Below are 25,073 nucleotides of genomic sequence, written 5' to 3'. Positions count from 1 at the left end.
TCGGCGCAGCCCTCAGGCCCTTACAGTCAGAGGGAAGGCTAACCTATCTAAATTCCGGGTGGACGACTACCCCCCGGGGGTGTCTAGGACCAGCGGCCGGTCAGCGCGCCCAGCGCGCCCAGCGCGACCGCGGCGGCCGTGGAGGTGCGCAGCACCGTGGGGCCGAGCCGCACGGCGACCGCACCGGCCGCGGTGAGCGCGGCCAGCTCGTCGTCGGCGACCCCGCCTTCCGGGCCGACGATCAGGGTCAGTGAATCCGCTTGAGCCACCGGCATTTCGGCGAAGGATCGGGTGGCAGACTCGTGCAGCAACAGCACCGTGCCGGGTGCGGCGTTGCGCACCGACGCGACCAGGTCGCGGGTGGACACCACGCCGTCGACCGCGGGGATGCGGGGTCGGCGCGACTGCCTGGCCGCCGATCGGGCCACCGCGCGCCAGCGTCGTAACCCCTTGTCCACCTTCGCGGCGCCGTCCCATCGCGCCACGCAGCGCGACGCCTGCCAGGCGAGGAACGCGTCCGCCCCGGCCTCGGTGGCCAGCTCGACGGCCAGCTCCGAGCGGTCGGATTTGGGCAGGGCCTGCACCACCGTGACCGCCGGCGCCGCAGGCGGGGCGACGCGGCGGTCCAGCACCCTGGCCGTCAGCCGTCCTTTGGCGACGTCCTCGACGATGCAGTGCGCGATCGCCCCGGCGCCGTCGGCGAGGTCGAGCTCCTCCCCCGCCCGGGTCCGGCAGACGGTGGCGGCGTGATGTCCCTCTTCGCCGTCAACGATGGCGAGGTCGCCTGGGGCGGGAACGACGTCGACGTAGAAGAGACTGCGCATCGGGACGGCGGCGCGGGATCAGCGGCCGGTGAACGTCTCACGTAGACGCGAGAACAGCCCGCCGCCGTGCGAGGAGGCACTGCCGTTCTGGGCCGAGCGCACCTCCGCCTTGTCCTTGGTGCGTTCCCTGAACGCGCGCAACAGTTCGATGTCCTCATGGTCGAGCCGGGACGGCACGACCACGTCGATGTGGGCGTGTAGGTCGCCGCGCACCCCGGAGCGCAGGTGCGGCATACCGTGTCCGCGAAGCGTGGTCACTGACCCGGGCTGGGTGCCCGCGGCAATGGTGATCTCGGTGGGGCCGTCGAGGATCGCGTCGACGGTGACCGTCGTACCGAGTGCGGCGTCGACCATCGGCACCGACACCGTGAAATGCAGGTCGTCACCGTCACGGACGAACACCGGGTGGGGCTTCTCGTGCACCTCGACGTAGAGGTCGCCGGCCGGACCCCCGCCCGGCCCGACCTCACCCTGGGCGGCCAGCCGCACCCGCATGCCGTCGCCGACACCGGCGGGGATCTTGACGCTGATCTCGCGGCGGGCCCGCACCCGTCCGTCACCGGAACACCGGTTGCACGGGTCCGGGATAACCTCGCCGACCCCACCGCACACCGGGCACGGCCGTGAGGTCATCACCTGACCCAGCAGCGAGCGCTGCACGGTCTGGATCTCCCCGCGTCCGCCGCACGTGTCGCACGTGATCGGGGAGGAGTCGCCGTGGGTGCCCTTGCCGTGGCAGAGGTCGCACAGGATGGCGGTGTCGACGGTGACCTGCTTGGTCACGCCCGTCGCGCACTCCTCAAGGTCGAGGCGCATCCGCAGCAGCGAATCGGAGCCGGGCCGGACGCGACCGACCGGTCCGCGTGAGGTGGCGCCGCCGCCGAAGAACGCCTCGAAGACGTCGCCGAGACCACCGAACCCGGAGAACCCGCCGCCGCCGGCCGACGCGGATTCCAGCGGGTCGCCGCCGAGATCGACGATGCGCCGCTTCTCCGGATCACTGAGGACCTCGTAGGCGGCGCTGATCTCCTGGAAGCGGGCCTGGGCGCCTTCGTCCGGATTGACGTCCGGGTGCAGTTCGCGGGCGAGCCTGCGATAGGCGCGTTTGATCTCCGAATCACTCGCGCCCTTGCTCACTCCGAGCAACCCGTAATAGTCGCGTGCCACGCTCAACCTTTCCCACCCCACCGATCCGCGTAAACCCGTTCAGGGCGCGCGGTCAGCGGTTTCCTAAGACTTCGCCAATATAGAGAGCAACTGCGGCGACGTTGGCGATGGTTCCCGGATAGTCCATCCGTGTGGGACCCAACACACCCATGCCGCCGAACACCTTGCCCGCGCTGCCGTACGCCGTGCTGATCACCGAGGTTCCCGCCATCTCCTCGGCCTCGGTCTCGTGACCGATGCGCACGGTCACCTTGCCCGCCTCCTGCTGTTTGGCCAGCAGGCGCAGCACCACCACCTGCTCCTCCAGCGCCTCGAGCACCGACCGCAACGAGCCACCGAAGTCGGCGGTGTTACGCGTCAGGTTCGCCGTGCCACCCAGCAGCAGCCGCTCCTCGGTATGTTCGACCAAGGTCTCGACGAGCACGGTTGCGGCTCTGCCGACTGCGTTACCCAGGCCGTCGTGCTCGTTGAGGTTAGACGCCAGGTCCGACACCGCGATCGAGGCCGCCGTCAGGGGCTTGCCTTCGAGGGCCTGGCCCAGCAGGTCGCGCAGCCGCGACAGCTGCGCGTCGTCGATCGCGTCGCCGAGTTCGACGATGCGCTGATCGACGCGGCCGGTGTCGGTGATCACGACCAGCAGCAGCCGCGCCGGCGTCAGCGCCACGACCTCCAGACGCCGCACCGAGGACGTGGTCAGGGTCGGGTACTGGACGACCGCGACCTGACGGGTCAGCTGCGCGAGCAGCCGCACCGCCCGGCGCAGCACATCGTCGAGGTCGACACCGGACTCGAGGAACTGCAGGATCGCTCTCCGCTCCGCCCCCGACATCGGTTTGACGTCCTCGAGCCGGTCGACGAACTCGCGGTAGCCCTTCTCGGTAGGCACCCGCCCCGAACTGGTGTGCGGCTGGGTGATGTACCCCTCGGCCTCCAGAACAGCCAAGTCGTTGCGCACGGTTGCGCTCGATACGCCGAGGTTATGACGTTCCACGAGAGCCTTGGATCCGATCGGCTCCTTCGTGGCGACGAAATCGGCGACGATGGCCCGGAGAACCTCGAAACGACGTTCGTCGGCGCTGCCCATTTGTTCACCCACCTGAAGAAGTCACGTACCGGTCGCGTTCATTTTACGGCGGACCCCGGATGCGGGTCGGTCGAGCGGCCGGGCGACACGGTCGTCGGAGGCAGGCTAACCTAACGAATCAGGCAACAATCACGGGGGCAATGGGCAGCAAAGGCGCGTCGATGATCTTCAAAGGGGTTCGCGATGGCAGGCCCTACCCTGACCACGGTCTGTCGCACCGACAGTGGGCCCAGATCCCGCCCCGGCAGATCCGGCTCGACGAACTCGTCATGACGACCACGGTGCTGGCGCTCGACCGGCTGCTGTCCGAGGACTCGACGTTCTACGGCGATTTGTTCCCACACGCGGTCAAATGGCGCGGCAACGTCTACCTCGAAGACGGACTGCACCGCGCGGTGCGGGCCGCCCTGCGCAATCGCACCGTCCTGCACGCCCGGGTGTTCGACATGGACGTCGCTTCGCAGGCCACCTGAGCCCGTCTCCGTCAGTAACCGGCTTCAGCAATCTCTCGCCGTACGACGTCAGCAGATTCGTAGCAACGATTCTCGCCCACCAGCGCCCAGCCGCCCGGCGCTCAGGCGGCGCTCATAGCAGACTCACGCAACCTCTGCGGCGAAGTGCGCAACACACTGCCGCGTTGCCGATTCGCCCGTTCGCCCACAAACCTGCAGCTCATCGATTACCTTTTAGGTTAGGCAAACCTATTGCCAGGGTCACATCCCTCCGTTAGCATTCACCAATCTCACAGGAGATACATAGGAAATACATAGCTGACAGGGGAAATGTGTGAAGCAAGACCTTCGTGTCCCGGTGCCGGGATGCGTGTACGACACCGGGCGCGCTCCAGCGAGCCACCGTCGCAGCAAAGCGTTCATGGCGAGTGTTGCGGTCGCCGGCGCCGGCGTTCTGGCCGTCGCCCCCACACTCGACACGGCGGCATCGACCGTCCGTCCGCACGCACACGTGACGGCTCACGAGTTGTCGGCGTTCGAAAACCCCCTGGCGCTGTGGGGGACGACGATCTCGAACTCCCTGACCACCGCGGGTGGGCTGGGACACAACATCGTGGCGCAGACGACCGCGCTGGGACAGGCGCTGGGTAACCCCGCGCTGCACGCCGAGATAATCGAGGTCCTGTTCTCGTCGGTGACCAATCCACTGCCGTTTCTCACCGAGACGCTGAAGTTCCCGTTCACCTACGGTGCCCGGATCGGCGCGGGACTCGAGGCCGCCTCGGCGGCCTCGTGGGGTGCGCTCGCGAAGCTGCCCGAGGCGATCGTCACCGCGGCGGGCTTGCTGCTGCAGGGCCAGTTCCTGGCGGCATACGGTCAGATCAACCACTGGTTCCTGGTCGACGCCCTCTCAGAGGGCAGGGCCGGTCTGCTCGATGCCCTCCGCGTTCCCGGCGACTTCCTGGAGTCCATCGGGTTGCACCCCCTAGCCCGAATCCTCGGCACGTCGTGGATGGACGAAGGCACCGCCGGACCCGGCTACGGACCTGGCCTGCTGTCGCGCGGTGTGATCGGCAACCTCGGTCGGGCCCTGTTCGCACCGCCGATCACAGCGATCTTCCAGACCGTCGAGATCCTGGACCGAGCACGGGAAGCGCTGTTCTCAGGCGATCTGGTCACGTTGGTCAGCGAGGTCGTCAACGCCCCGGCCAAGATCCTCAACGCGTTCCTCAACGGCTACGTGCCTGCCTTCGTCGACGACCCCGACAGTCCTTTCCCGCCCGACGGCCCCGGCCGGAACTTCCCCGGCCTGTTCTCCCCCACCGGCACTCTCGACTTCCTCTTCGTCCAATTGCCGCGGGAGATCGCCCGGGCGCTCAATCTGCAGCGCCCGCAGCCGGAGCCCGAAGCCGACGCCTCGGCGAGCAGTCCGACCACAGAGGTGTCGTCGACCTCGGCAGCCTTCTCCGACGATGCGGCGACTTTCACGATCGACACGGCCGGGTCGGGATCAGCCACCGATGCCCAGGACACCGGCGCCCCGGAGGTACCCGCCGACACGGACACGGTGACCGACACCGACGGTCAGAACGGCGGTGACGGCACCGAGCCCCCCGTCGACACTGACGGGGACGACGTCGACGGCGCACCTGTCGGCGAGGACGACACCGACAGCGCGGACGACGTGGCGAGCGACGAGTCGGGCGGCGACGACGCGCCCGCCGGTGGTGACGACGACGAGTCGGCGGCAACCGCACCCGGGTTGGACGCCGGTGCAGGTACCGACGGTGACTCCGGATCCGGCGGATCGGACAGCACCGAGTAACCGGCGTTGACACGAGGGCCCTTGGGGGTGGCCGGGCCGCCACTCCCAAGGGCCCTTCCGGCCTGTGCCTGCGCGGTCAGCTCATCGACTCCCGCAGGCTGCGAGGCCGCAGGTCGGTCCAGGTGTCTTCGACGAAGGCCAGGCAATCGGCACGGGTGCTCTCCCCGAAGACAATTCGCCACCCGGCGGGCACGTCGGCGAAGGTCGGCCACAGGCTGTACTGCTCCTCGTCGTTGACCAGCACGTAGAACGCACCGTTGTCGTCATCGAACGGGTTGGTGCTCATCGGTTCTCCTCGTCGAAGGGGGTTGCGCGGCACCCGCGTAGTGGGCCCCGAGCACACGATCGGACAGCAGCCCGAGGCAGCTGAGGTTCGGAAATCCCGGGCCTTGCATCAGCCCGGACAGGCCGGGCAGGAACAACTTCGGAGTCAGCGCGGCCACCGACAGGTCGTGACCGATGGATTCCTGCAGCGAATCACCCGTCAGCGGGGCGCGCAGCGCCAGCTCGATCAGATCGCGCGCGTCCTGGCTGAACAACGGCTCGAACCACATGGAGTCGGCGCCGGAGCCGTCGATCACCAGATCGAAACCGTGCACGGTCTCCAGCGCTTCGCCGCCGCGGTTCGAGCTGAGGGTCAAGCGGATCCGCTCGTCGCGCGCGACGGCGTGGGCGACCCGGCCGCGCAGATGGCGGATCCGATCGTCGGCGAGCAGCGCGTCCTGCACCCGAGCCGAGAACACGCCACGGTCGGTGCGGGCCAGCGCGTCGCGCCGTTCGGTCACCGTCAAGCCGGCCCAATCCGTCGGGTCGGAGAACAATGTGTTCTCGAAGAAGCTCTCCCCGCGGGTGAACAGGGTGACCTGCGGCGAGATCACGGTGATGGTCGAAACACGGTGCCGGAAAAGCTCGTTGAGCATGGACGCCGCCGTCTCGCCCCCTCCGATGACCGCGACCCGCTCGGCGACGATCAGATCCGGCCGGGCCGCGCGTTCCCAGAACTGGGCGATCGACAGGACATGTGGGTCGTGCGGCAGTATCGAGCGCTGAGCCTGCCCGGGTCCGGTGATCATCACGCCGTCGGCAGCCGCGCTGCGCTGCGGCGTGACCACCTCCCACCGCCGGCCGTCGGTTGAGATGCGTTGCACCTCACCGGTGATCACTGTCATACCGATGTTGTGGGCGACCCAGCGCAGGTAGCGGCTCCACCCGACGTGGGTGGGTGCCGGCCGGCCCCGGTCGATCCATTCCGCGAACTGTGCGGTGGCCACCAGATAGGACTGCCAGCTGTGCCGCATCATCCGCTCGTCGAGTTCGGCGTTGCGGCGGGGCACCAGCGAAGACCGGTACGGGAAGCCCACGTCCTTCTCGGGGCTGGTGCCGAGCCGGTGCTGACCGTCGGTCCAGCCGCCCACGGACTGCCAGTTGGCGGCCACGACGCTGCGCTCGATCGCCACCACGTCGGGCACGTCGACGCCCATGGCGCGCAGTTCGGCGGCTTTGGCCGCCACCGCGATCGCCTTCGGGCCGGCGCCGACGACGGCGAGGGTCGGGGTGGGCGGAGTCGTCATAACGCCTCTGCGAGTGCGGTGACCGCCCGCTGCCAGAGCACGGTGAGCCGGTCGACTTCTGCCGCGTCGGACAGCACGGTGCTCCAGCGCCAGCTGGTGCGTAGCTGCGGCCCGTCGGCGCCGCCGGAGATCACCGAGATGACGTCGAACGTATAGCGCAGCGGCAGGTCCGGCTCGGCGGCGGCCGGCATGTGCGCGTTGAGGGTTTCGTCGGTGATCAGCGACCACGCGTGCGTAGTCTGGTCGGCGCTGAGGTCGTGCCTGCCGACGTAGTTGAACTCGACCTGCGGGTCGGGCATTGCCGCCAGGGCTTCGTCGCGCCGCGTATAGCGCAGCAACCCGTAGTCGAGGCCCCGGTCGGGCACCTCGGCGAGCTGCCGGGCGACCGCGCGGAGCAGGGTGCGGGCCGCGGCCGGATTCCGACCCGCGGTGTGCACGTCGATCGCGGCCTCCCCGGCGCCGAGGCGCACCGGATACACCGACGTGAACCACCCGACGGTGGTGGAGGTGTCGACACCGCCCCCGACGAGCGCGTCCTCCCGGCCGTGCCCCTCCAGGGCGACGAGCGTGCCGTGGTGGGCGGGCTGCCCGCGCTCGATCCGCCACGACGCCAGCGTGAGAGTCAGTGCGGTGAGCAGGAAATCACGCATCTGAAGGCCCGCGTGGTCGAGCCGGTCCAGGATGGCCCGGGTGACGGCGGCATCGGTGAGGACGTCGGTCGTGCGCAGCGAGGCCCAGGTGTCGCGCCGCGGGTCGGCCCGGCGCCGGCCGAGCTCCGGGTCGGGTCCGGCGAGTTGCCCGACCCAGTACTCCCGGCTGTGCTCGACAGTCTCGGTACGGCTGCGCTCGTGCAGTCGCCGCGTCCATTCCCGGTAGGTGGTGTACTCGTGGGCCTGGTCCACGGGGTGCCCGGCAGCCAGCGCGGCATCGAGTTGGGCCAGCGCGCCGAGGATCACGTACCACGACACCACGTCGGTGGCCAGGTGGTGAACGCACAGCGCCAGCACCGGCGGACCCTGCCGGAACCAGACCGCCTGGACCATCGAGCCCGAAGCCGGGTCGATACGGTCAAGTGCGGCAGCCACTTCGACCTCCAGCGCGGTATCGGCGGCGGCATCCACCGCGTGGAGCACGTCGGCGGCGCACACCGCGCCGGGCGCACGGGTCACCAGCCGGCCGCGCTCGTCGAGGACCGCTCGGAGCATGTCGTGGCGGTCCAGCAGGGCCTGCACGATCTGCTCCAGACGCTGCCCCGGCAGATCCGCAGGCAGCGACACGAGCACATTCTGGGTGAACCGGCGGAAGTTCCCGTACTCGTACATCCAGGACATGATCGGCGCGGGCATCACCTCACCGAAGCGGTCGTCGGTGACCGGGGCCGGGGCGTGGTCGTGCGCAGAGGCATCGATCGCGGCGGCCAGTTCGCGAATGTTGTTGCACTCCAGCATCAGCCGGGCCCGCATCTCGATCCCGCGGCGGCGTGCGGCCTGCACCAGGGTCAGCGCCACGATGCTGTCCAGCCCGGTCTCCAAGAAGTCGGCCTCGACGTCGACGCCGTCCTCGCCGAGCACCTCGGACAGCAGTTCGACCAGTGCCGTCTCGGTCGGCGTCTGCGGCGCCGCCGACACGGCGTCCTCGATCGCGATCCCGGCCAGCGCGGCCTCGTCGATCTTGCCGTGCGAGGTCAGCGGCAGCTCGGACAGCACGACGACGCGCTGCGGAACCATGTAGCGCGGCAGGCGTGTGGCCATCAGCGCCCGCAGATCGGCGAGAGCCGGAGGGTTCACCCCTGCGGCGACGTACGCGGTCAGCCTGGCCTGCGCGCCACGCCGGTCGACGGTGACGTGTGCGTCGGTGACGGCTGGGTGCTCGCTCAGTACCGCCGCGATCTCACCGGGTTCGACGCGGAAGCCGCGAATCTTGACCTGGTCGTCGGCACGGCCGAGGAACTGCAGGCCGCCGTCCGCACCGCGCCGCACCACGTCGCCGGTGCGGTACATGCGGGCCCCGGGCGTGAAGGGGTCGGCGACGAACCGTCCCGCCGTTTCGGCGGCACGGCCCAGGTAGCCGCGGGTCAGCTGCCGGCCCGACAGGTACAGCTCCCCCGCGACGCCGTCGGGCACCGGCCGCAGCCATGCGTCGAGCACGTAGGCGCTCATGCTCCGGGTCGGCCGGCCGATCGAGGGTTTCCGGTACTCGTCGATGGGCGCGACCACCGCCTCGACCGTGGTCTCGGTCGGCCCGTAACAATTGAACGCGGTCATTCCGGTGCGGACGCACTCGTCGCCGATCAGCCGCCACAGCGCGGGACTCACCGCCTCCCCTCCGAGGGCCAGCACCGCGAGCGGAACGGTGCTCAGCAGGCCGAAGTCGCGCAGTTGGGCGAACATCGACGGCGTGGTGTCGAGCATGTCGACGGCGAAGCGGCCGATGCCGTACACCAAAGCCTCTGCGTCACGCTGGGATTCGTCGCCGATGAGGTGCACCGAATGCCCGTCGAGCAGCGCCGCGAGCGGCTGCCAGGCGGCGTCGAAGGTGAACGACCACGCGTGACCCACGCGCAGCGGACGACCGATCCGCTCGGCCGCCGGGCGCAGCACGTGCTCGGCGTGGTCCTCGGCGTAGGCCAGCACCGCGCCGTGCGTGCCGACCACGCCCTTGGGTCTGCCGGTGGTGCCGGAGGTGAACACGATGTACGCCGCCTGGTCGGCGGACGCGCGGGCGGGTCGGTATCCGGCCGGCGGCCCGGCGGTGGGCACCGCGGCGACGAACGCATCATCGATCACCACCGCCGCGCCGGACTGTTCGAGAATGTCGCTGATGCGTTCGCCGGGCATGGCCGGGTCGAGCGGGACGATCACCCCGCCTGCCTTGAGCACGCCGAACATCGCCACCACGTAGTCGGGCCCACGCGGCAGCAACACCGCGACCGGGATCTCGGGGCCCACGCCGGCGGCGATGAGCGCAACGGCCATCCGGTCGGCGGCCTCGTCCAGTTCCCGATACGTCAGCGTGCCGCAGTCCCCGCCGGCCTCCCAGGTCAGCGCGACCGACCCGAGCCGGTCGCCGGCGATGCGGGTGAACCTGTCGTGGATGCTGTGGGCAGTCGCCGGATCCGGCGTCACCGGCCCGGGGGGGTACTCGGCGGGCAGCAACACCCCGGCGGCGCGCAGCGGTCGCTCCCAGCAGTCGATCAGGCGTCCAGCAGTGTGCAGCACCCGCCTACCGAGATCGTCCGGCCGCAGCGCGCCGAGCGCGCCGTCGACCGCCTCGACGAACACCGTGAGCCGGTCGTCGGCCAGATGCGCCGCGATGGTCACCGGGAAGTGCGACAGACTCTCCAGCGCCGACGGCACGAACGTCGCGCCGTTCGCCTCGAACTCCGTTTGGCCCACCAGCCCGCCGGGCGGGAAGTTCTCATACACCAGCAAGGTGTCGAACATCTCGCCGATTCCGCCGAGGGCACGCAGCGCGGAGTGGCTCAGGTAGCTGTGATCGCGCAGCGCAGCTGCTTCGCGCTGCAGGGCCAGGCACTGCTCGCCGGTCGGCGCGCCGGGGTCCAGGCGCACCCGCAGCGGCACGGTGTTGATGAACAACCCGACCATGCGCTCGACGCCGACGAGTTCGCCCGGACGTCCGGACACCGTCACGCCGAACACCACGTCGGTGCGGGCGGTGACGACCGAAAGCACGGTGGCCCAAGACATCTGGATCAGGGTGTTGAGCGTGACGCCGCGACTCCTGGCGGCCTCGGCGAGCCGACCGATGGTCTCGGCGTCCAGCATCACCTCGGTGAGCCGGGGCCGTCCCGACGGCGCCGACGACGTCAGAGCCGGCGTCATCAGCGTGGGCCCGTCGACACCGGCCAGATGCCGCCGCCACAGTGCGCGGCCGGACTCGTCGTCGCGACCGGCCAGCCAGCCGATGTAGTCCCGGTAGGGCCGTGGCGGCGGCGGCAGCGCCGTAACGTCACCGCCGGCGCGGTACAGGGTCAGCAGCTCACCCATGAACAACGGCAGCGACCAGCCGTCGATCAAGATGTGGTGGGCGGTCACCACGAACCGCCAGCGCTGCGGCGCCTCGATGAGCAGGAAACGGATGACCGGGCCCCGCTCGAGTGTGAAAGGCGCAGCGCGCTCGTCCTTTTCGATCTCTTCCAGTTCGGCGTCGTCGGCGGCGGTGACATGACGCCACGGCACGTCGACCCGTTTCGGGATGACCTGCACGGCACGGCTGAGGTTGCCCTTGACGAAACTGGCCCGCAGGTTGGCGTGCCGCTCCAGCAGCTCCGCCGCGCACCTGCGGAGCAGGTCGGCGTCCAGCCGACCGGTGGCGTCGGCGGCCATCGCGATGACGTAGGGGTCGTCGTCGCGGCCATCGGACAGCGTCGCCATGGAGAAAAGCCCCTGCTGCAGCGGGCTCAGCGCCAGCACGTCCTCGATGACGGGCGGCTCGGCGCCGGGTTCGGTCTGGGTCGGCTCGGTCTGGGTCATTGCCCGGCGCCCCACGATGCGGTCAGTGCGGCGAGTTCGTCGGCGGGAAGCCCCGACACCGACATCGGCGCGTGGTGGGTGTCCGGCTGGTCATCGGCCGCGCCGGTGCCGCTGTCGATGGCGGCGGCCAGTTGCGCGAGCTGCGGATGCTCGAAGACCATGCGCGCGCTCAGGTCCAGGCCGGCATCGCGTGCCCGGGCGGCGAGTTGGACGGCCAGCACGCTGTCACCGCCGAGCCCGAAGAAGTCGTCGTAGCGGCCCACCTCCCCGGCGCCGAGCAGCCCGGAAAGCAATGCGGCCAAAGCACGTTCGGTGTCGGTCTGCGGCTCCTCGAACTCGACCTCGGCGGGCGGAGCCGCGTTGACGACGTCGCCGGCGGCGGGCCGGCGGGCGACGATCTCGAGTCGGCCGTCGTCGTTCCAGCGGGCACGGTCGCCGGTGCGGTAGCGCTCCGTTGCCTCGAAAGGACCACCGCTCAGGTACAGGTCGCCGAGCACGCCGACCGGCACGGGCGACAGATCGGCGTCGAGCACCTCGACGCGGGCGCCGGTGCTCCATTCCTGCGAGATGCGTTTCCTCTCCTCGGCGCAGAGGATGTCGACGTCGCCGAGCGCACGGTCGGGGGTGTCGACGAACGCCGCCACCACCCGGGTCAGCCACCCGCCGAGCCGTTCGACGGTGCGGCGGGTGTAGAGCTCCGGCCGGTAGATCAGGTAGCCGCGGTAGCCCTCGCCGTCGCGCCCGGAACCGTCCCCGGCCAGGAAGTTCAGCGACAGATCGGCCTGGGCGATGTCGAACGTCGGTTCCAGTGCCGTGAATTCGGTGTCGGCGTCGATCATCTGGCGCTGCGGCAGTTGTTCCCGCACGTGCACCACCACCTGAAACAGCGGGTTGCGGGCCAGGGTGCGCGGCGGATTCACCGCCTCGACGACCTGTTCGAACGGCACGTCCTGATTGGAGTACGCCGACAACGCCATGTCGCGGGCGCGGGTCAGCACCTCGCGCAGCGTCGGGTTGCCGCGCAGGTCGTTGCGCAGCACCACGAAATTGACGAAGAACCCGACGAGCTGTTCCAGCTCGGCCTCGGAGCGGCCCGCCACCGGTGTGCCCATCGGGACGTCCAGGCCGCCACCGGCTTTCGCCAGCGTCACCGCGACCGCGGCCTGCAGCAGCATGAACTCGGTGATGCCGACCTCGCGGCACAGCTCGGCGATTCTGCGCCGAACGTCACCGTCGATGGTGAACTCGACGGCGTCACCCTTGCCGGTGGGCAGCCGGGGGCGCGAGAAGTCCAACGGCAGCCCGGATTCCACCGGAGCACCGGCAAGCTGACGAACCCAGTACTCGCGCTGCGGTGCGGCGATACCGGTGTCGTCGCTGAGCAGCTTCGCTTGCCATGCACCGTAATCCGTGTACTGCACGGGCAGCGGCGCCCAGGTCGGCCGCTCCCCGGCCTTCCGGGCGCGGTATGCGGTCACCAGGTCGCTGAACAGCACGCCGCCGGACCAGTGGTCACCGGCGATATGGTGAATCACCACGGACAGCACATGTTCCGGAGTTTGATCGGCGGCTCGGCCGTCCGGAGCCTGATCCACGGCGAACACCGCCGCCCGGATCGGCCAGTCTTCTTCCAGATCGAAGGTGCGTTTGCGCTCGCGGTCAAGTTCGGCCTGCAGCCACTCCTCGCCCTCACCGCGGGCCCGCCGGACCGGGACGTCAGAGACCGGGTTCACGATCTGGTAGGGCACACCGTCGATCTCGCGATAGGTGGTGCGCAGGACGGCGTGCCGCTCCACGACGTCGCGAATAGCGGCGACGAACGCGTCGACATCGCAGGGGCCGGTCACCCGCGCCGCGAACGGGATGTTGTTGATCGGGCTGCGACCCTCGATCCGGTACCCGAACCACGAACGCAGCTGCGACGACGACAGCGGCGCCGGGCCGTCCAGTGGCGCGGCGACCAGCCGAGGCCTGCGGGTGGTGGCGTTCTCTCCGAACGCCAAGGTGTCGATGTGGGCGGCCAACCGGGCGACGGTCGCGTGCTCGAAGACATCGCGCACCTCGACGTCCGCGCCGAACCGGCTCCGCAGCTCGGCCACCAGCCTGGTGGCCAGCAGCGAGTGCCCGCCCAGGTCGAAGAACGAGTCGTCGGCGCCGACGCCGCTACGACCGAGCAACTCGGCGAACAGCTGCGCCAGTCGGGCCTCGGTGCCCTCGGCCGGCTCACGGAACTCGGTTGCCGCCGAGATGTCCGGCTCGGGCAGCGCGGCGCGGTCGATCTTGCCGTGCGCGGTGATCGGGATCTCGTCGACCACCACGTAGGCGGCCGGCGTCATGTACTCGGGCAGTGCGGCGGCCACCCGGGCGCGGACCCTGTCGACGTCCACCGCCGCCCCGTCGGCCGGGGTCAGGTAGCCGACCAGGCTCTTGCCGAGGTTGGGCAGGTCGGCGACGACGACCACGGCCTGCCCGACGCTGGGGTCCACGGTGATCGCGGCGGCGACGTCGCCCAGTTCGATGCGGAACCCGCGGATCTTGACCTGTTCGTCGGCGCGGCCGACGAACTCGATGTCACCGTCGGCGTTGAGCCGCGCCAGGTCACCGGAGCGGTACATGCGCGCACCGGGGGTGAACGGGTCGGCGACGAACCGCTCGGCGGTCAGCCCCGGCCGGTGATGGTAGCCACGCGCGACATGGGCTCCGCCGATGTAGATCTCGCCGATGGAACCAACCGGCACCGGTTGCAGCGCATCGTCGAGCAGGTGGATCTGCGTGTTGATCTTGGGTTTGCCGATCGGGACGATCCGGGTGCCCTGCCTGCCCTCGACCTTGAACCGGGTGGCGTTGATGACGGTTTCGGTGGGTCCGTAGAAGTTGTGCAGCAGCGCGTCGAAGGTGGCATGGAACTTGTCGGCCACCTCACCGGGCAGCGCTTCACCGCCGATCGGCACCCGCTGCAGGGTGCGCCACTGGTTCACCCCGGGCAGCGACAGGAACAGCCCGAGCAGTGACGGGACGAAGTGCATCGCGGTGATGCCCTCGTCGCGCAGCAGCGCGGTCAGGTAACCGATGTCGTTCAGACCGCCGGGGCGGTGGATCACCAGCCGGGCACCGCAGGCCAGCGTGCCGAACACCTCGGCGATGGACACGTCGAAGCTCGGTGAGGCGACCTGCAGCAGCCGGTCGTTCTCGTCGACCTCGTACTCGTCGGCGAACCAGACGAAGTACTCGGCGACCGGTCGGTGCGGCACCGGGACGCCTTTGGGCAGGCCGGTTGAACCGGAGGTGTAGATCAAGTAGGCCGTGTTGTCCGGGCCCACCGGGCGCACCCGGTCGCTGTCCGTCGGATCGTCGGCGCGCAGCTCGCCGGCATTGCTGACCGCCTCCCGCACAACCACTTTCGCGTCGCAATCGCCCAGGATGAAGTCAACGCGGTCCTGCGGGTAGGTGGGGTCGACCGGGACGTAGACCGCGCCGGCTTTGAGCACGCCCAGCGCGGTTACCACCAGCTCCGGTGACTTGTCGAGCAGCACGGCGACCCGGTCCTCGGCGCCCACCCCTTCCCGGATCAGCCAGTGGGCGACGCGGTTCGCCGCCTCGTTGATCTCGCGGTAGGTGTGCTGGCGCCCCTCGAAGACGACGGCGGTGCCGTCGGGACTGCGCCGGGCCTGCGCCTCGATGAGGTCGGTGATGGTGGCCGGCGGGGTCTCGAACGCCGGGCCCGACGACACCGCGCGCAGCCAGTCGAGGTCCTCGTCGCTCATCAGCTGCAGTGCGCTCAGCGCGGTGTCGGGTGCGCCGAGTGCGCTGCGGATCAATACGGCGTAATGGTCGAGCAGTTGCCGGGCCAATCCGGGTTCGATGATCTCCACCAGGTGCTCGAGCTCCACCACGATCTCGTCGGTGTCGAACTCCACCATGATGCCCAGCGGGAGATGCGTCAGATGTGAACGCAGCTCGGCCCTTTCGCAGGTGACACCGGGCGGGGTGAAGCCGAACCGGTCGCGGCCGCGGAAGCCGAAGCTGACCCGCGTCATCCGCTCGGCGCCGTGCCGCCGGTCGGGGTTGAGCTCACGGACCATCCGGTCCAGGCCGACCCGCTGGTGGGCGAACGCCCCGAGCGCGGTGTCGCGGGTCTGGGTCAGCAGATCGCGGAATGTCATCGCCGGGCGTGGGCGCAACCGCATCGCGACGGTGTTGCCGAAGTAGCCGATGACGTCGTCGGGGTTGCCGTCGCGGTTGAGCACCGGGGTGGCGACCAGGAAGTCGTCGACGTGGCTGTACCGGTGGATCAGCACGCCGAACACCGCCAGCAGCACCGCGTACGGTGTGGCGCCGACCTCGTCGGCCAGTGCCGTGACCCGCGCGCTCGTCTCCCCGTCCAGGCGCAGCGCGGTGCGCTGTGACCGCCAGCTGGTCGGGACCGCCGACCCGGTCGGACCGGGCAGCTCCAGCGGTTCCGGCGGATCGGCCATCACTGTCCGCCAGTACGCGACGTCCTCCTCGTCGGAGCCGGCGGCGGTGGGGACCGCACGGGGCGCCGGGCGCAGCTGTTCACCGACGTAGGCGCGGGTCAGGTCGCCGAAGAACACCTCCCACGAACCGTCGTCCCAGGCGATGTGATGTGCCACCAGCAGCATGACGTGTTCCGTTGCGGCGATGCGGATCACCGTGATACGCAGCGGCGACTCGACGTCCAGGTCGAACGGCTTGGCGAACTCGCGCTGCGCGATCACCTCCAGCCGCAGCCGGCGGGCCCGCTCGGACAGATCGCTCAGATCGTGTTCGGCCCAGCCGGGCATGAGGTCGGCGTGCACGGTGGGCACCGGCATGCCGCTGTCGCCGGCGGCGGTCGCCTCGGTGCGGTACGTCGTGCGCAGCACGCGGTGGCGCCGGGCCACCGCGTCGACCGCAGCGTGCAGCCGGGCGAGGTCGATGTCGCCGGACAGGCGGTAGGACAGGCACACGTTGAGCAGCGCGCCACTCGGGTCGGCGTTGTGCACGAACCACATCCGCAGCTGGCCCTCGGTCAGCGCGTCGGGATCACCCGTGTCCTGGGCGGTGCCGGTGCTCAGCCCACGCTCCTGCATCCTGCGGCGCAGCAGTTCCAGTCGGCGCTCGTCGAGCCCGGCCCCGGTGTCGATGTCAGTCACTGAAAAGAGTTCACTTTCTCTGATAGGCCGGCGATCAGATCCGTACCGGTGATGCCGCCGAGCAGTGTCGCCAGTGGCACGGTGTGGCCAGTCAGCCGTTTCAGACGCTTACGGAGATCCAGCGCGAGCAGCGAGTCGACCCCGAGATCGAACAGCGATGAGTCCAGATCCAGTGCTGCGCAGTCCGCTCCGAGCACTGCCGCGAGCTGGCTGCGTACCGCCTCGGACGGCGCCATCGGCGTGGAACCGGCAGCTGTGTCGGTCTCCCTCGATGTCTGCACCGGTGTCTCGCCGAAGAACGTGCGCATCCGCTCCGGGTCGGCGGCCAGCACCAGCGGATCCCCCGAGAAATCCGCCAGGCTCGCCTCGACGGCGAGTTGGGGGCTCATCTGCCGCAGTCCCGTGCGCTCCACCCGCGCGATCTCCGCGGCGTCGACGATGCCGCTGCCCTCCCAGAGACCGAAGCGCACGGCCGTGCAATGGCGCCCTTCGGCGCGCAACCTGGCAGCCATCACGTCGAGCATCCGGTTGGCTGCCGCATACCCGCCGACACCCTTTCCGCCCCACACGCCGGTCACTGAGGAGCACAACAGGATTCGGGCGTCGTCGCGGATCGGCCAGGTGTGGGTCAGCGCCTCCAGGCCGACGATCTTGGCAGCCGCCATGTCCGCCAGCGCGGCGCCGGTGGTGCCGGTGCGATCGGCGAATATCGCGGTGCCCGCGGCGTGGATGACCAGCGACGCCGGACCGCCGGCGACGTCGGCGGCCGTGGCCGCAAGTCGGCGGGAATCCCGCAGATCGCATGCTGGTGCGATGATCTCGGTACCGAGGTCGTTCACCAGGGCCGGGTCGACGCCGCGGCGGCTCAGCAGCACGATCCGCCGGGCGCCGCGTGCGGCCAGGAAGCGGGCGTAGCTCAACCCGATGGCTCCCGAGCCCCCGGTGATCACCACGTTGTCGAGTGCGCCCGAACCGAGCTCCCATGGTTGCGCGGCGGACGCGTCGCCGAGACTGCGTTGGTACACCGCCCCGTCGCCGCGTAAGGCGAGTTCGCCTGTGGCGTCCAGCATCACGTCGACGGCACCGATCCCGGTCGTCGCTCCGGCCGGCAGGTCCAGGTGGTGGAAGTTCTGGTCGGGGTGTTCGAACCCGATGCAGCGGTGCATGGCGGCCAGCCCGGCCTGGGCCAGATCGGGCAACGGGTCCGCGGCGGTGGCGCTCTCGGCGCCGGCGGTCACCAGCCAGACGTCACGGCACCGGGCGCCGAACGTGTCGGGGTAGCCGAGCAGGCCGGTGTCGACGGCGCAGGACAGCCCGTCCACGGCTCCGGCGGCGTCGCGGTCACCGAACGCGGGTGCGACCGCGATCACCAGATCGGCGTCCGTCGGGTCGGTCAGCACGGCGCGGTCGTGCTCGGCGACGGCGTGCCGCAGCGCCGCGGCCACCGGTGTGGCAGAACCGGTCTCGACCACTGCGATCTTCCGGCGCGGTGTCGCCGTCGCGCGGCCGGGGCGGTGCGGCCGCCAGGTCTCACCGCTTACGGTCAGTTGCGGCAGCGCCGGCAGCGGCTCGGGCTCGGCCCATAGGTGCTCGGCGCGCATCGGCGCACCCGGAAAGCCATACAGCGGCTCGGGCCGGCCGGTCAGAAGGTCGCCCCAGTGATAAGCGGGGTCGGCGGCCGCGACGGTGACGATATTGGCAGACAACGCGTCGCGCACGGACTCGTCGCGGTGTCCGGAGCCGACGAGCACCGCCGCCGCAGCGCCGGCGCGTTCGATGCCGTCTTCAACGGCGAACAGCAGTGACGGGTGCGCAGACATTTCGACGAAAACGCCGGCGCCCAGCCCGATGGCCGTCTGCACGGCCCAGTCGAACCGGATCGTGTTGCGCAGGTTGGCATACCAATAGTCGCCGAACTCGGTGCCGGGGGCGACGGCCTGTCCGGTCGCCGACCCGACGAACTGCACCGGCGAGTCGGCAAACACCGATTCCGGTAACCGCCGGCACAGGTCCTCGCGCTGGGCTTCCATCGCGGTGGTGTGCGCCGGGAAACTCATCGCCAGCTCCTTGGCGAACCGGCCGCGGGCACGGGCGGCCGCCACGGCCGCGGTGACCGCGGACCGCTCTCCCGACACCGCGACCGAGGTCTGCGCGTTGACCGCGGACAACTCCAGCCAGCCGTCGGTGGCGCCGATCAGCTCGGCGGCTTCGTCGGTGTCCACGCCAAGGACCGCGACGCCGTTGTCGCCCGGGATGGCCGCGATCGCCGCCGCCCTTGCGGCGAGCACGCTGACCGCGTCGGCGAGGGTGACGGTTTCGGCGACGTAGGCCGCCGCGACCTCGCCGAGACTGTGTCCGACGGTCAGGTCCGCCACGATGCCACACGAGCGCCATACCGCCGTCAGCGCGACGGAGTGCACGAACTGTGCGGCCTGCAGTTCCAGGTGCGAGACCGGGCCCGGCGCCGCATCGCCGCCGACGAGGAACGGCAGCGGGGACGTCAGCCCGGCCGCGACGAACGCCGCACCCAGCCGGTCGGCTTCGTCACGGTAGGCCGGCAGCTCGCGGTAGGGCTGCGCGCCCATGCCCGGCCACTGGGTGCCCTGCCCGGGATACACGAACGCGGTCCGGCCCGCGGCCCGTCCCGCCGCGTGCGTCACCGACGGGTGCTCGCGTCCCTCGGCGAGCGCCAGTAGACCGGCGGTCAGTTCGTCGTGATCCGCGGCGCGCACGACCGCGCGGTGGCGGCGCGGCCGTCGGGTACGCACCAGCTGGGCGGCCACCTGCGCGGGATCACACGGCTTTCGCCCCAGGTAGTCGAGGATGTCACGGGCGGCGACAGGCAGCAGCGCCTCGTCGTGAGCGCTGAGCGCGACGGCGATCCGCCCGTCGGGCAACCGGCCGGCCGGCATCACGCGGGCCAACCCTGCGCCGACTCGGGCACCGCGACGACGACGTGGGTGTTGGTGCCGCTCATCCCGAACGCCGACACCGCGCCCGTGCGCGTCCCGTCGACGGCGCGCCACGGCGTCAGCTTGGTGGCCAACCGCAAACCCGTGCTCTGCCAATCGATCTCGCGGCTCGGGTCGTCGACGTGCAACGTGGCGGGGACGGCGGCGTGCTCGGCGGCCAACAGCAGCTTGGCCAGGCCGAGCGCACCGGCGGCCGCCTGCGTGTGTCCCACATTGGACTTGACCGAGCCGAGCAACGGGCCCCTCCCGGGCGTCCCGGCTCCGTACGTGGCGGCCAGCGAGGTGAGCTCGGTGCGGTCCCCCAGCCGGGTTCCGGTGCCGTGGCCTTCCACCATGCCCACGCTGTCGATGTCGACACCGGCGGTGGTCAGAGCACGCCGGAACAGCCGGGTCTGGGCCTCGCGGCTGGGAGCGGTGAGCCCGACCGATCTGCCGTCGGAGTTCACGCAACTGGCCAGTACCTCGGCCACGATCCGGCGGCGGTCCCGCAGCGCGGCCGACCTCCGTTGCAGCACGAACATCCCGGCGCCTTCGGCCCACACCGTGCCGCTGGCGTGCGCGCTGTAGGGCCGGCAGTGCCCGTCGTCGGACAACGCGTGCTGTTTGGAGAATTCCACGAAGTAGCCCGGTGAACCCATCACGCACACCCCGCCGGCGAGGGCCAGGTCGCAGTCGCCGGACCGCAGCCCCTGCACGGCGATGTGCAGTGCGGACAGGGCCGACGAGCACGAGGTGTCGACGGTCATCGCCGGACCCGCCAGACCCAGGAGGTAGGCGATGCGGCCGGAGATGACTCCGAGCGAGGTTCCGGTGATCAGATGGCCGCTGTGGTGGGAGAACTCGTCCATCGCGGGCCCGTACCCCATGTCCGAGGCGCCGACGTAGCACCCGGCGTCGTGGCCGTCGAGGTCGTCGGGGTTGATTCCCGCGCTCTCCAGCGCGCGCCACCCGACGCGCAGCGCGACGCGCTGTTGCGGATCCATGGCAACGGCCTCCCGGCGCGAGATGCCGAAGAACTCGGGGTCGAAATGCCCTGCACCGCGCAGAAATCCGCCCAGATTGTGAATCGGTTTGAAGCCGTCCCGCCGCGAGCCGGCCAGCAGCGTCGGCAACGACCAGCCCCGGTCGGTCGGGAACGGGGTCAGCGCCTCCCGCTGTTCGGCGAGCAGGCTCCAGTAGTCGTCTGTGTCCTGCACACCGCCCGGCGCCTCGACCGCCATCCCGACGATGACGACGGGGTCATCGGTCATGTGCAGCTCACCAGCTCGGCGACCTCGTCCCGATGCTCGTCGAGGTAGAAGTGCCCGCCGTCGAACATCGTGAAGGTGTACCGCTACACCTGCGGCCGTGGTGTGAACCTCCCACTGCCGCAACAGGTTCTGTTCGACTCGATGATCGTCGTGGCCGCCGAGCACGTGGATGTCGGCGTCGATGCGCACGCCACGGCCGCAGGTGTAGCGGTTGAAAGCCTGGTAGTCCGCGCGCACCGCGGGCAGCAGCAGCTCGAGGAAGTCTTCGTCCTCCAGCAGTCGCGCGTCGGTGCCGCCGAGGTCGATGATGTCGGCCAGCATCTCCCGGTCGGTGGTGGGCACCGGTCGCGAACCTTCGACGGTCGACGGCGCCTGGCTCGCCGAGGCCCACAACTCGCGGACGGTGACGCCGCGCCGCGCAGCCAGTTGCGCGAACTCGAAGCCGACCAGAGCGCCCATGCAGTGCCCGAACAGCCGCACCTGCCCGAGCCGGGACCAGTCGGCGGCGCCCAGGACGTCCGCCGCCAGGTCGGTGATCGTCTCCGGCGCCGGATGGGCGAGCCGCTCGCCGCGCTGCGGATACTGCACGAGGTAGGTGTCGATGCCCCGGGCGGACAACGCCGACGCGAAACCGCGGTAGGCCGCCGCGGCGCCGCCCGCATGCGGAAACACGATCGTCGCGGTGCCGGTCTCCCCCGGGAACCTTTTGATCCACGGCGTGAGATCCAGCTGGTGGCGCTCGCCGATCATCGCCCGGAGTCCAGCGCGGAAAGCACCTCGGCACCGTCCATCCCGGAGATCTCCAGATAGAGCTCGGCCACTTCAGTCAGCCGCGTGCTGTCGTTCTCGCCGGCGATCAGCCTTGCCGCCAGTGCCGCGGCGGTGCGGGCCGCGAAGATGTCGGCGACCGCGACCGACGGGGTGTCGAGCCAGGTGCGGACGCGCGCGACCACCTGGGTCGCCAGCACGGAATCACCGCCCGAGGCGAAGAAGTCGTCGTCGGCGCCCACGGTGTCGCGCCCGAGGACCGATCCGATGAGCGCGCACAGCGCTGTCTCCAGCGAGGTGGCCGGCGCACGGAACCCGGCGCCGCCGTGCACCTCGGCTTCCCTGAGCCGACGCGTTACCGCTGCCCGGTCGATCTTGCCGCCGAGGGTGTAGGGGATTTCACCGGCGCCGACCACGATCTGCGGGATCATGTGCGGCGGAACGAGTTCGGCCATCGCCGCGGTGACCTTGGCCGGATCCGGCACGGCGTGGCCGGAGTCGGCGCTCACGAGTGCGGCGAGCACGTCCCGGCCGCCGTCGGCGGTCACGACGGCCGCGACCGCGGAGTCGACGCCCGGGACGCAGCGCAGCGCGGACTCCACCTCGCCGAGTTCGACACGGTAACCGCTGATCTTGATCCGGTGGTCGGCCCGGCCGACGAACTCGATGAGGCCGCCGGTTCGGTAGCGCACGAGATCGCCGGTGCGGTACCAGAGCGTGCCGTCATGGCGAACGAACCGCTCGGCGGTCAGATCGGGCCGCGCGCAATAGCCGCGGGCCACACCCCGGCCGCCGACCCAGAGTTCGCCGGGCACCCAGTCGGGGCAGTCCCGGCCGTCCGGTCCGACAACCCGGCAGGCGTTGTTGGGCAGCGGCACGCCGAGCGGAATGGACGCCCAGTCCGCCGGGATGTCGCCGACGACCTCGCAGATGGTGTTGTGCGTGGCCGTTTCGGTGGCACCGCCCAGGCCGGCGAACCGCATGTGCGGGGCCCGGTTCCGCAGCGCCCGCACCATGTCGGGTCGCACCCAGTCGCCGCCGGTGGGAACCACCCGCACCGAGGACAGGTCGCCGTCGACCTCCGAGAGCATCTCCAGCCAGCCCGGCATGAAGTGCAGAACGGTCACGCCATGCTCGGAGATGAGGCGGGCCCACGCGTCGGGATCGCGACGCTGGTCTTCATCGACGACGACGATCGATCCCCCGGCCCGCAGCATGCCGAAGACGTCGAGTACGGACAGATCGCATTCCAGCGTCGACAGCGCCAGGCAGCGGTCGGCGGGGCCGATCTCGAAGTGGCCGTTGATGAACTCGACGGTGTTCATCGCCGCATCGTGGGTCATCTCGACACCCTTGGGTTCACCCGTCGAACCGGAGGTGAACAGGATGTAGGCCAGATCCGCCGGTTCGACGGCGGGCGGCGTGAACCCGGTTTCCCGGCGCCCCACCCGCAGAGCTTCCGTGATCGTCAAGGCCGGCAATGTGGTCGGCGGTTCGCCACCGCACACCAGCGCCATCCGCACCCGGCCGTTGGCCAGCATGCGGGCCGCGCGGTCGGCCGGATGATCCACGCCGACCGGCACATAGACCCCTCCGACGGCCGATATCGCGAGCAGCGCAATGACCTGTTCGTGGTTCTTGGGTCCCATCACCGCGACGGTGTCGCCGTGCCGGATGCCGGCGACGTGCAGCGCGGCCGCGACGGCGAGTACCTGTTCGCACAGTTGCCCGTAGGTGAGGTCGCCCGCTCTGGAGCACACCGCCGGCGCGTCGGGGTGGGTCTGGGCACGACGGAAGAAGCCGTCGTGCAGCACCTCCCCGCTCGGCGCGACGGAGACCGCGTTCACCCTGTCGCGCGCGGCCTGTTGTTCGGCCGTCACCGCGGCTACATCGACTGCTTCCCAGGCAGATTCGTCGGCGGCAAGGCGCGCGAGCTCGGCGACGTGATGGGCGAACATCGCGTCGGCCACACCGGGCCGGAACGCGTCCTCGCGTGTGTCCCAGTTGATCATCAGGCCTTCGGCCACGGGAGTGGCCTGCGCGTCGAGCAGCACCTGCGGCCCCTGCGAGATCGTCCACACTGGCTTGCCGAAGTGCTCGGTGACCTTGCCCGCGAACAGATCTCCGAGCCCCAGCGCACTGGTGTACACGATCGGGGCCAGCACGGGCGTGCCGTGGTGGCGGGTCAGGTCGCGCAGCACCGACAGACCCGAGTAGGAGGAATGGCGCGCCGTGGCGTGCAGCGTCTCCTGCAGCACTCGGCAGCGCGCGATCGGGGTGTCGGCGCAGGTGAGATCGACATCGAGCAGCAGCGACGACGTGAAGTCCCCGACGAGTTTGTCGACGTCGGGGTGGAACTGCTCGCGACCGAACATGGGTAGGTTCAGCAGGAAGCGCCGACTGGTCGACCACCGGGCCAGCGTGCCGGCGTAGGACGCCGCCACCGCCATCGCCGGCGTGATCCCCCGCCGTCGCGCAGCCGCGAAGAGAGCGTCCCGGGTGGCGACATCGAAGATGTGCCAGCGGCGCCGGGCGCGTTTCGGGTCCGCTTGTTCGGCGCGCGGCACCAGCGGCAGCGCGGGACCCTCCGGTAGCTCGGGCACGCGTTCGGCCCACCAGCGGCGGTCGTCCTCCGATTCCGCCGCCGTCGAGGTGAGCGCCGCGCGGTACTCGCGGTAGGTATAGCCGAGGTCGGGAAGGTTTCCGCCGCTGTAGAACTCGGCAAGATCAGCCATGAAGTTGCGGTAACTCACCGCGTCCGCGGCCTGCATGTCCATGTCGACGTGCAACCGGGACCGACCATCCGCGAGCAGCGACAGCGAGAGCTGCAGCACCTCGTCGTGCATCATCTGATGCGACTTCTCCTGCCGGATCTCTTCGAGACGTCGTTCGGCCGCCGGCACGTCGAGCGCGCGCAGGTCGTACACGGTGACGGGCAGACCGCGATCGCCGATGCGCTGGGTGCCGTCGGGCATAATCTCGACGCGCAGCATCGGATGCCGTGCCGCGAGTTTGGCCGCCGCCTCGCGCAGCCGGTCGGGATCGACTCCGGCACCGTCGAATTCGACGTAGAGATGCGCGGCGACGCCACCGAGTTGCTGGTCGTCGTTGCGGCCCACCCACATCGCGTGCTGGATCGGCGCGAGCGGGAAGGTGTCGTCCACCGCGACCATCGCGGGCTCCGCGGCCGGGGCCGCGTCCTGGCGGCCTCCGCCGGCGCCACCGGTCACCAACTCCGTCCACGCGGCCACGGTGGGATTCGCCGCCAGCGCCGCGAAACCGACGTCGATCCCCTGTCGGCGCCAGCGACCGGACAACGACATCATCCGGATCGAGTCCAGGCCGGACGCGATCAGATCGGCCTGCGGGTCGAGGTCAGCCGGGTTCACACCGAGCAGTTCGGCAACCTCGTCGCGGACAGACTGTGCAGTCGTCGACGCCAAACTCACCGAACCTCCTCGAACCACGCCGGATTAAGTGCAGGCTGCCCTAACTTAGTGGAGGCTACCTTATA

The 25,073-nt window shown here is 70.2% G+C and carries 12 protein-coding genes and 1 pseudogene; 2 read left to right on the top strand and 11 right to left on the bottom strand.

Translation table 11 applies throughout. The annotated features are described in order from the left end of the window. Positions 1–83 precede the first annotated feature (83 nt). The 3 genes from ACTWP6_RS13320 to hrcA are packed head-to-tail and all read right to left on the bottom strand — an operon-like array spanning position 84 to position 3,075. A complete protein-coding gene (locus tag ACTWP6_RS13320) occupies positions 84–824 on the bottom strand; it encodes a 16S rRNA (uracil(1498)-N(3))-methyltransferase (RefSeq protein WP_260754129.1) in 741 nt (246 codons plus the stop codon). Between the two features lie 18 nt (positions 825–842). Beyond that, complete coding sequence (dnaJ, locus tag ACTWP6_RS13315) at positions 843–1,991, bottom strand: molecular chaperone DnaJ (RefSeq protein ID WP_260754130.1); 1,149 nt, start codon at positions 1,989–1,991, stop codon at positions 843–845. A gap of 52 nt (positions 1,992–2,043) precedes the next feature. After that, a complete protein-coding gene (gene hrcA, locus ACTWP6_RS13310; RefSeq protein ID WP_260758182.1) occupies positions 2,044–3,075 on the bottom strand; it encodes a heat-inducible transcriptional repressor HrcA in 1,032 nt (343 codons plus the stop codon). Between the two features lie 161 nt (positions 3,076–3,236). On the opposite strand from hrcA, the gene ACTWP6_RS13305 reads away from it, so the two are divergent. Together ACTWP6_RS13305 and ACTWP6_RS13300 are read left to right on the top strand one after the other, a co-directional pair. Then, complete coding sequence (locus ACTWP6_RS13305; RefSeq protein WP_260758183.1) at positions 3,237–3,548, top strand: type II toxin-antitoxin system VapB family antitoxin; 312 nt, start codon at positions 3,237–3,239, stop codon at positions 3,546–3,548. Between the two features lie 400 nt (positions 3,549–3,948). After that, positions 3,949–5,352 carry a hypothetical protein gene (locus ACTWP6_RS13300; RefSeq protein WP_443187941.1) on the top strand — a complete coding sequence of 468 codons (1,404 nt, stop codon included), beginning with the start codon at positions 3,949–3,951 and terminating at the stop codon, positions 5,350–5,352. 76 nt (positions 5,353–5,428) lie between these two features. On the opposite strand, the gene ACTWP6_RS13295 is transcribed toward ACTWP6_RS13300, so the two are convergent. From ACTWP6_RS13295 to ACTWP6_RS13260, 8 genes and pseudogenes are all read right to left on the bottom strand, one after another. Beyond that, the gene (locus ACTWP6_RS13295; RefSeq protein ID WP_260754132.1) at positions 5,429–5,638 is read right to left on the bottom strand and encodes an MbtH family protein; all 210 of its coding nucleotides are present in this window, start codon (positions 5,636–5,638) and stop codon (positions 5,429–5,431) included. Continuing rightward, positions 5,616–6,923, bottom strand: coding sequence for an NADPH-dependent L-lysine N(6)-monooxygenase MbtG (gene mbtG, locus ACTWP6_RS13290; protein ID WP_443187940.1), 1,308 nt, complete (start codon positions 6,921–6,923; stop codon positions 5,616–5,618). The genes ACTWP6_RS13295 and mbtG overlap by 23 nt, the downstream gene beginning before the upstream one ends. Continuing rightward, positions 6,920–11,416 (bottom strand): amino acid adenylation domain-containing protein, encoded by a 4,497-nt coding sequence (locus ACTWP6_RS13285; protein ID WP_443187939.1) that lies wholly within the window; start codon positions 11,414–11,416, stop codon positions 6,920–6,922. Before ACTWP6_RS13285 ends, mbtG begins: the two co-directional genes overlap by 4 nt. Then, positions 11,413–16,569, bottom strand: coding sequence for an amino acid adenylation domain-containing protein (locus tag ACTWP6_RS13280; RefSeq protein ID WP_443187938.1), 5,157 nt, complete (start codon positions 16,567–16,569; stop codon positions 11,413–11,415). The genes ACTWP6_RS13285 and ACTWP6_RS13280 overlap by 4 nt, the downstream gene beginning before the upstream one ends. Further along, the gene (mbtD, locus tag ACTWP6_RS13275) at positions 16,566–19,481 is read right to left on the bottom strand and encodes a mycobactin polyketide synthase MbtD (RefSeq protein ID WP_443187961.1); all 2,916 of its coding nucleotides are present in this window, start codon (positions 19,479–19,481) and stop codon (positions 16,566–16,568) included. The genes ACTWP6_RS13280 and mbtD overlap by 4 nt, the downstream gene beginning before the upstream one ends. Further along, the gene (locus ACTWP6_RS13270; RefSeq protein WP_443187937.1) at positions 19,481–20,791 is read right to left on the bottom strand and encodes a polyketide synthase; all 1,311 of its coding nucleotides are present in this window, start codon (positions 20,789–20,791) and stop codon (positions 19,481–19,483) included. The genes mbtD and ACTWP6_RS13270 overlap by 1 nt, the downstream gene beginning before the upstream one ends. Continuing rightward, a pseudogene (locus ACTWP6_RS13265) lies at positions 20,788–21,541 on the bottom strand (thioesterase II family protein). Before ACTWP6_RS13265 ends, ACTWP6_RS13270 begins: the two are co-directional and overlap by 4 nt. Beyond that, a complete protein-coding gene (locus ACTWP6_RS13260; protein ID WP_443187936.1) occupies positions 21,538–25,008 on the bottom strand; it encodes a non-ribosomal peptide synthetase in 3,471 nt (1,156 codons plus the stop codon). Before ACTWP6_RS13260 ends, ACTWP6_RS13265 begins: the two are co-directional and overlap by 4 nt. Positions 25,009–25,073 lie beyond the last annotated feature (65 nt).

This window comes from Mycobacterium sp. 4D054 (assembly GCF_052245755.1).
Lineage (GTDB): Bacteria > Actinomycetota > Actinomycetes > Mycobacteriales > Mycobacteriaceae > Mycobacterium.
This window is presented reverse-complemented; position numbering and strand designations above follow the sequence as displayed.

Excerpts from the sequence above, each read along its gene's own strand:
- ACTWP6_RS13320 (WP_260754129.1), bottom strand. The coding sequence starts at position 824 with ATGCGCAGTCTCTTCTACGTCGACGTCGTTCCCGCCCCAGGCGACCTC.
- hrcA (WP_260758182.1), bottom strand. The coding sequence starts at position 3,075 with ATGGGCAGCGCCGACGAACGTCGTTTCGAGGTTCTCCGGGCCATCGTC.
- ACTWP6_RS13305 (WP_260758183.1), top strand. The coding sequence starts at position 3,237 with ATGATCTTCAAAGGGGTTCGCGATGGCAGGCCCTACCCTGACCACGGT.
- ACTWP6_RS13300 (WP_443187941.1), top strand. The coding sequence starts at position 3,949 with ATGGCGAGTGTTGCGGTCGCCGGCGCCGGCGTTCTGGCCGTCGCCCCC.
- ACTWP6_RS13295 (WP_260754132.1), bottom strand. The coding sequence starts at position 5,638 with ATGAGCACCAACCCGTTCGATGACGACAACGGTGCGTTCTACGTGCTG.
- mbtG (WP_443187940.1), bottom strand. The coding sequence starts at position 6,923 with ATGACGACTCCGCCCACCCCGACCCTCGCCGTCGTCGGCGCCGGCCCG.
- ACTWP6_RS13285 (WP_443187939.1), bottom strand. The coding sequence starts at position 11,416 with ATGACCCAGACCGAGCCGACCCAGACCGAACCCGGCGCCGAGCCGCCC.
- mbtD (WP_443187961.1), bottom strand. The coding sequence starts at position 19,481 with ATGCCGGCCGGCCGGTTGCCCGACGGGCGGATCGCCGTCGCGCTCAGC.
- ACTWP6_RS13270 (WP_443187937.1), bottom strand. The coding sequence starts at position 20,791 with ATGACCGATGACCCCGTCGTCATCGTCGGGATGGCGGTCGAGGCGCCG.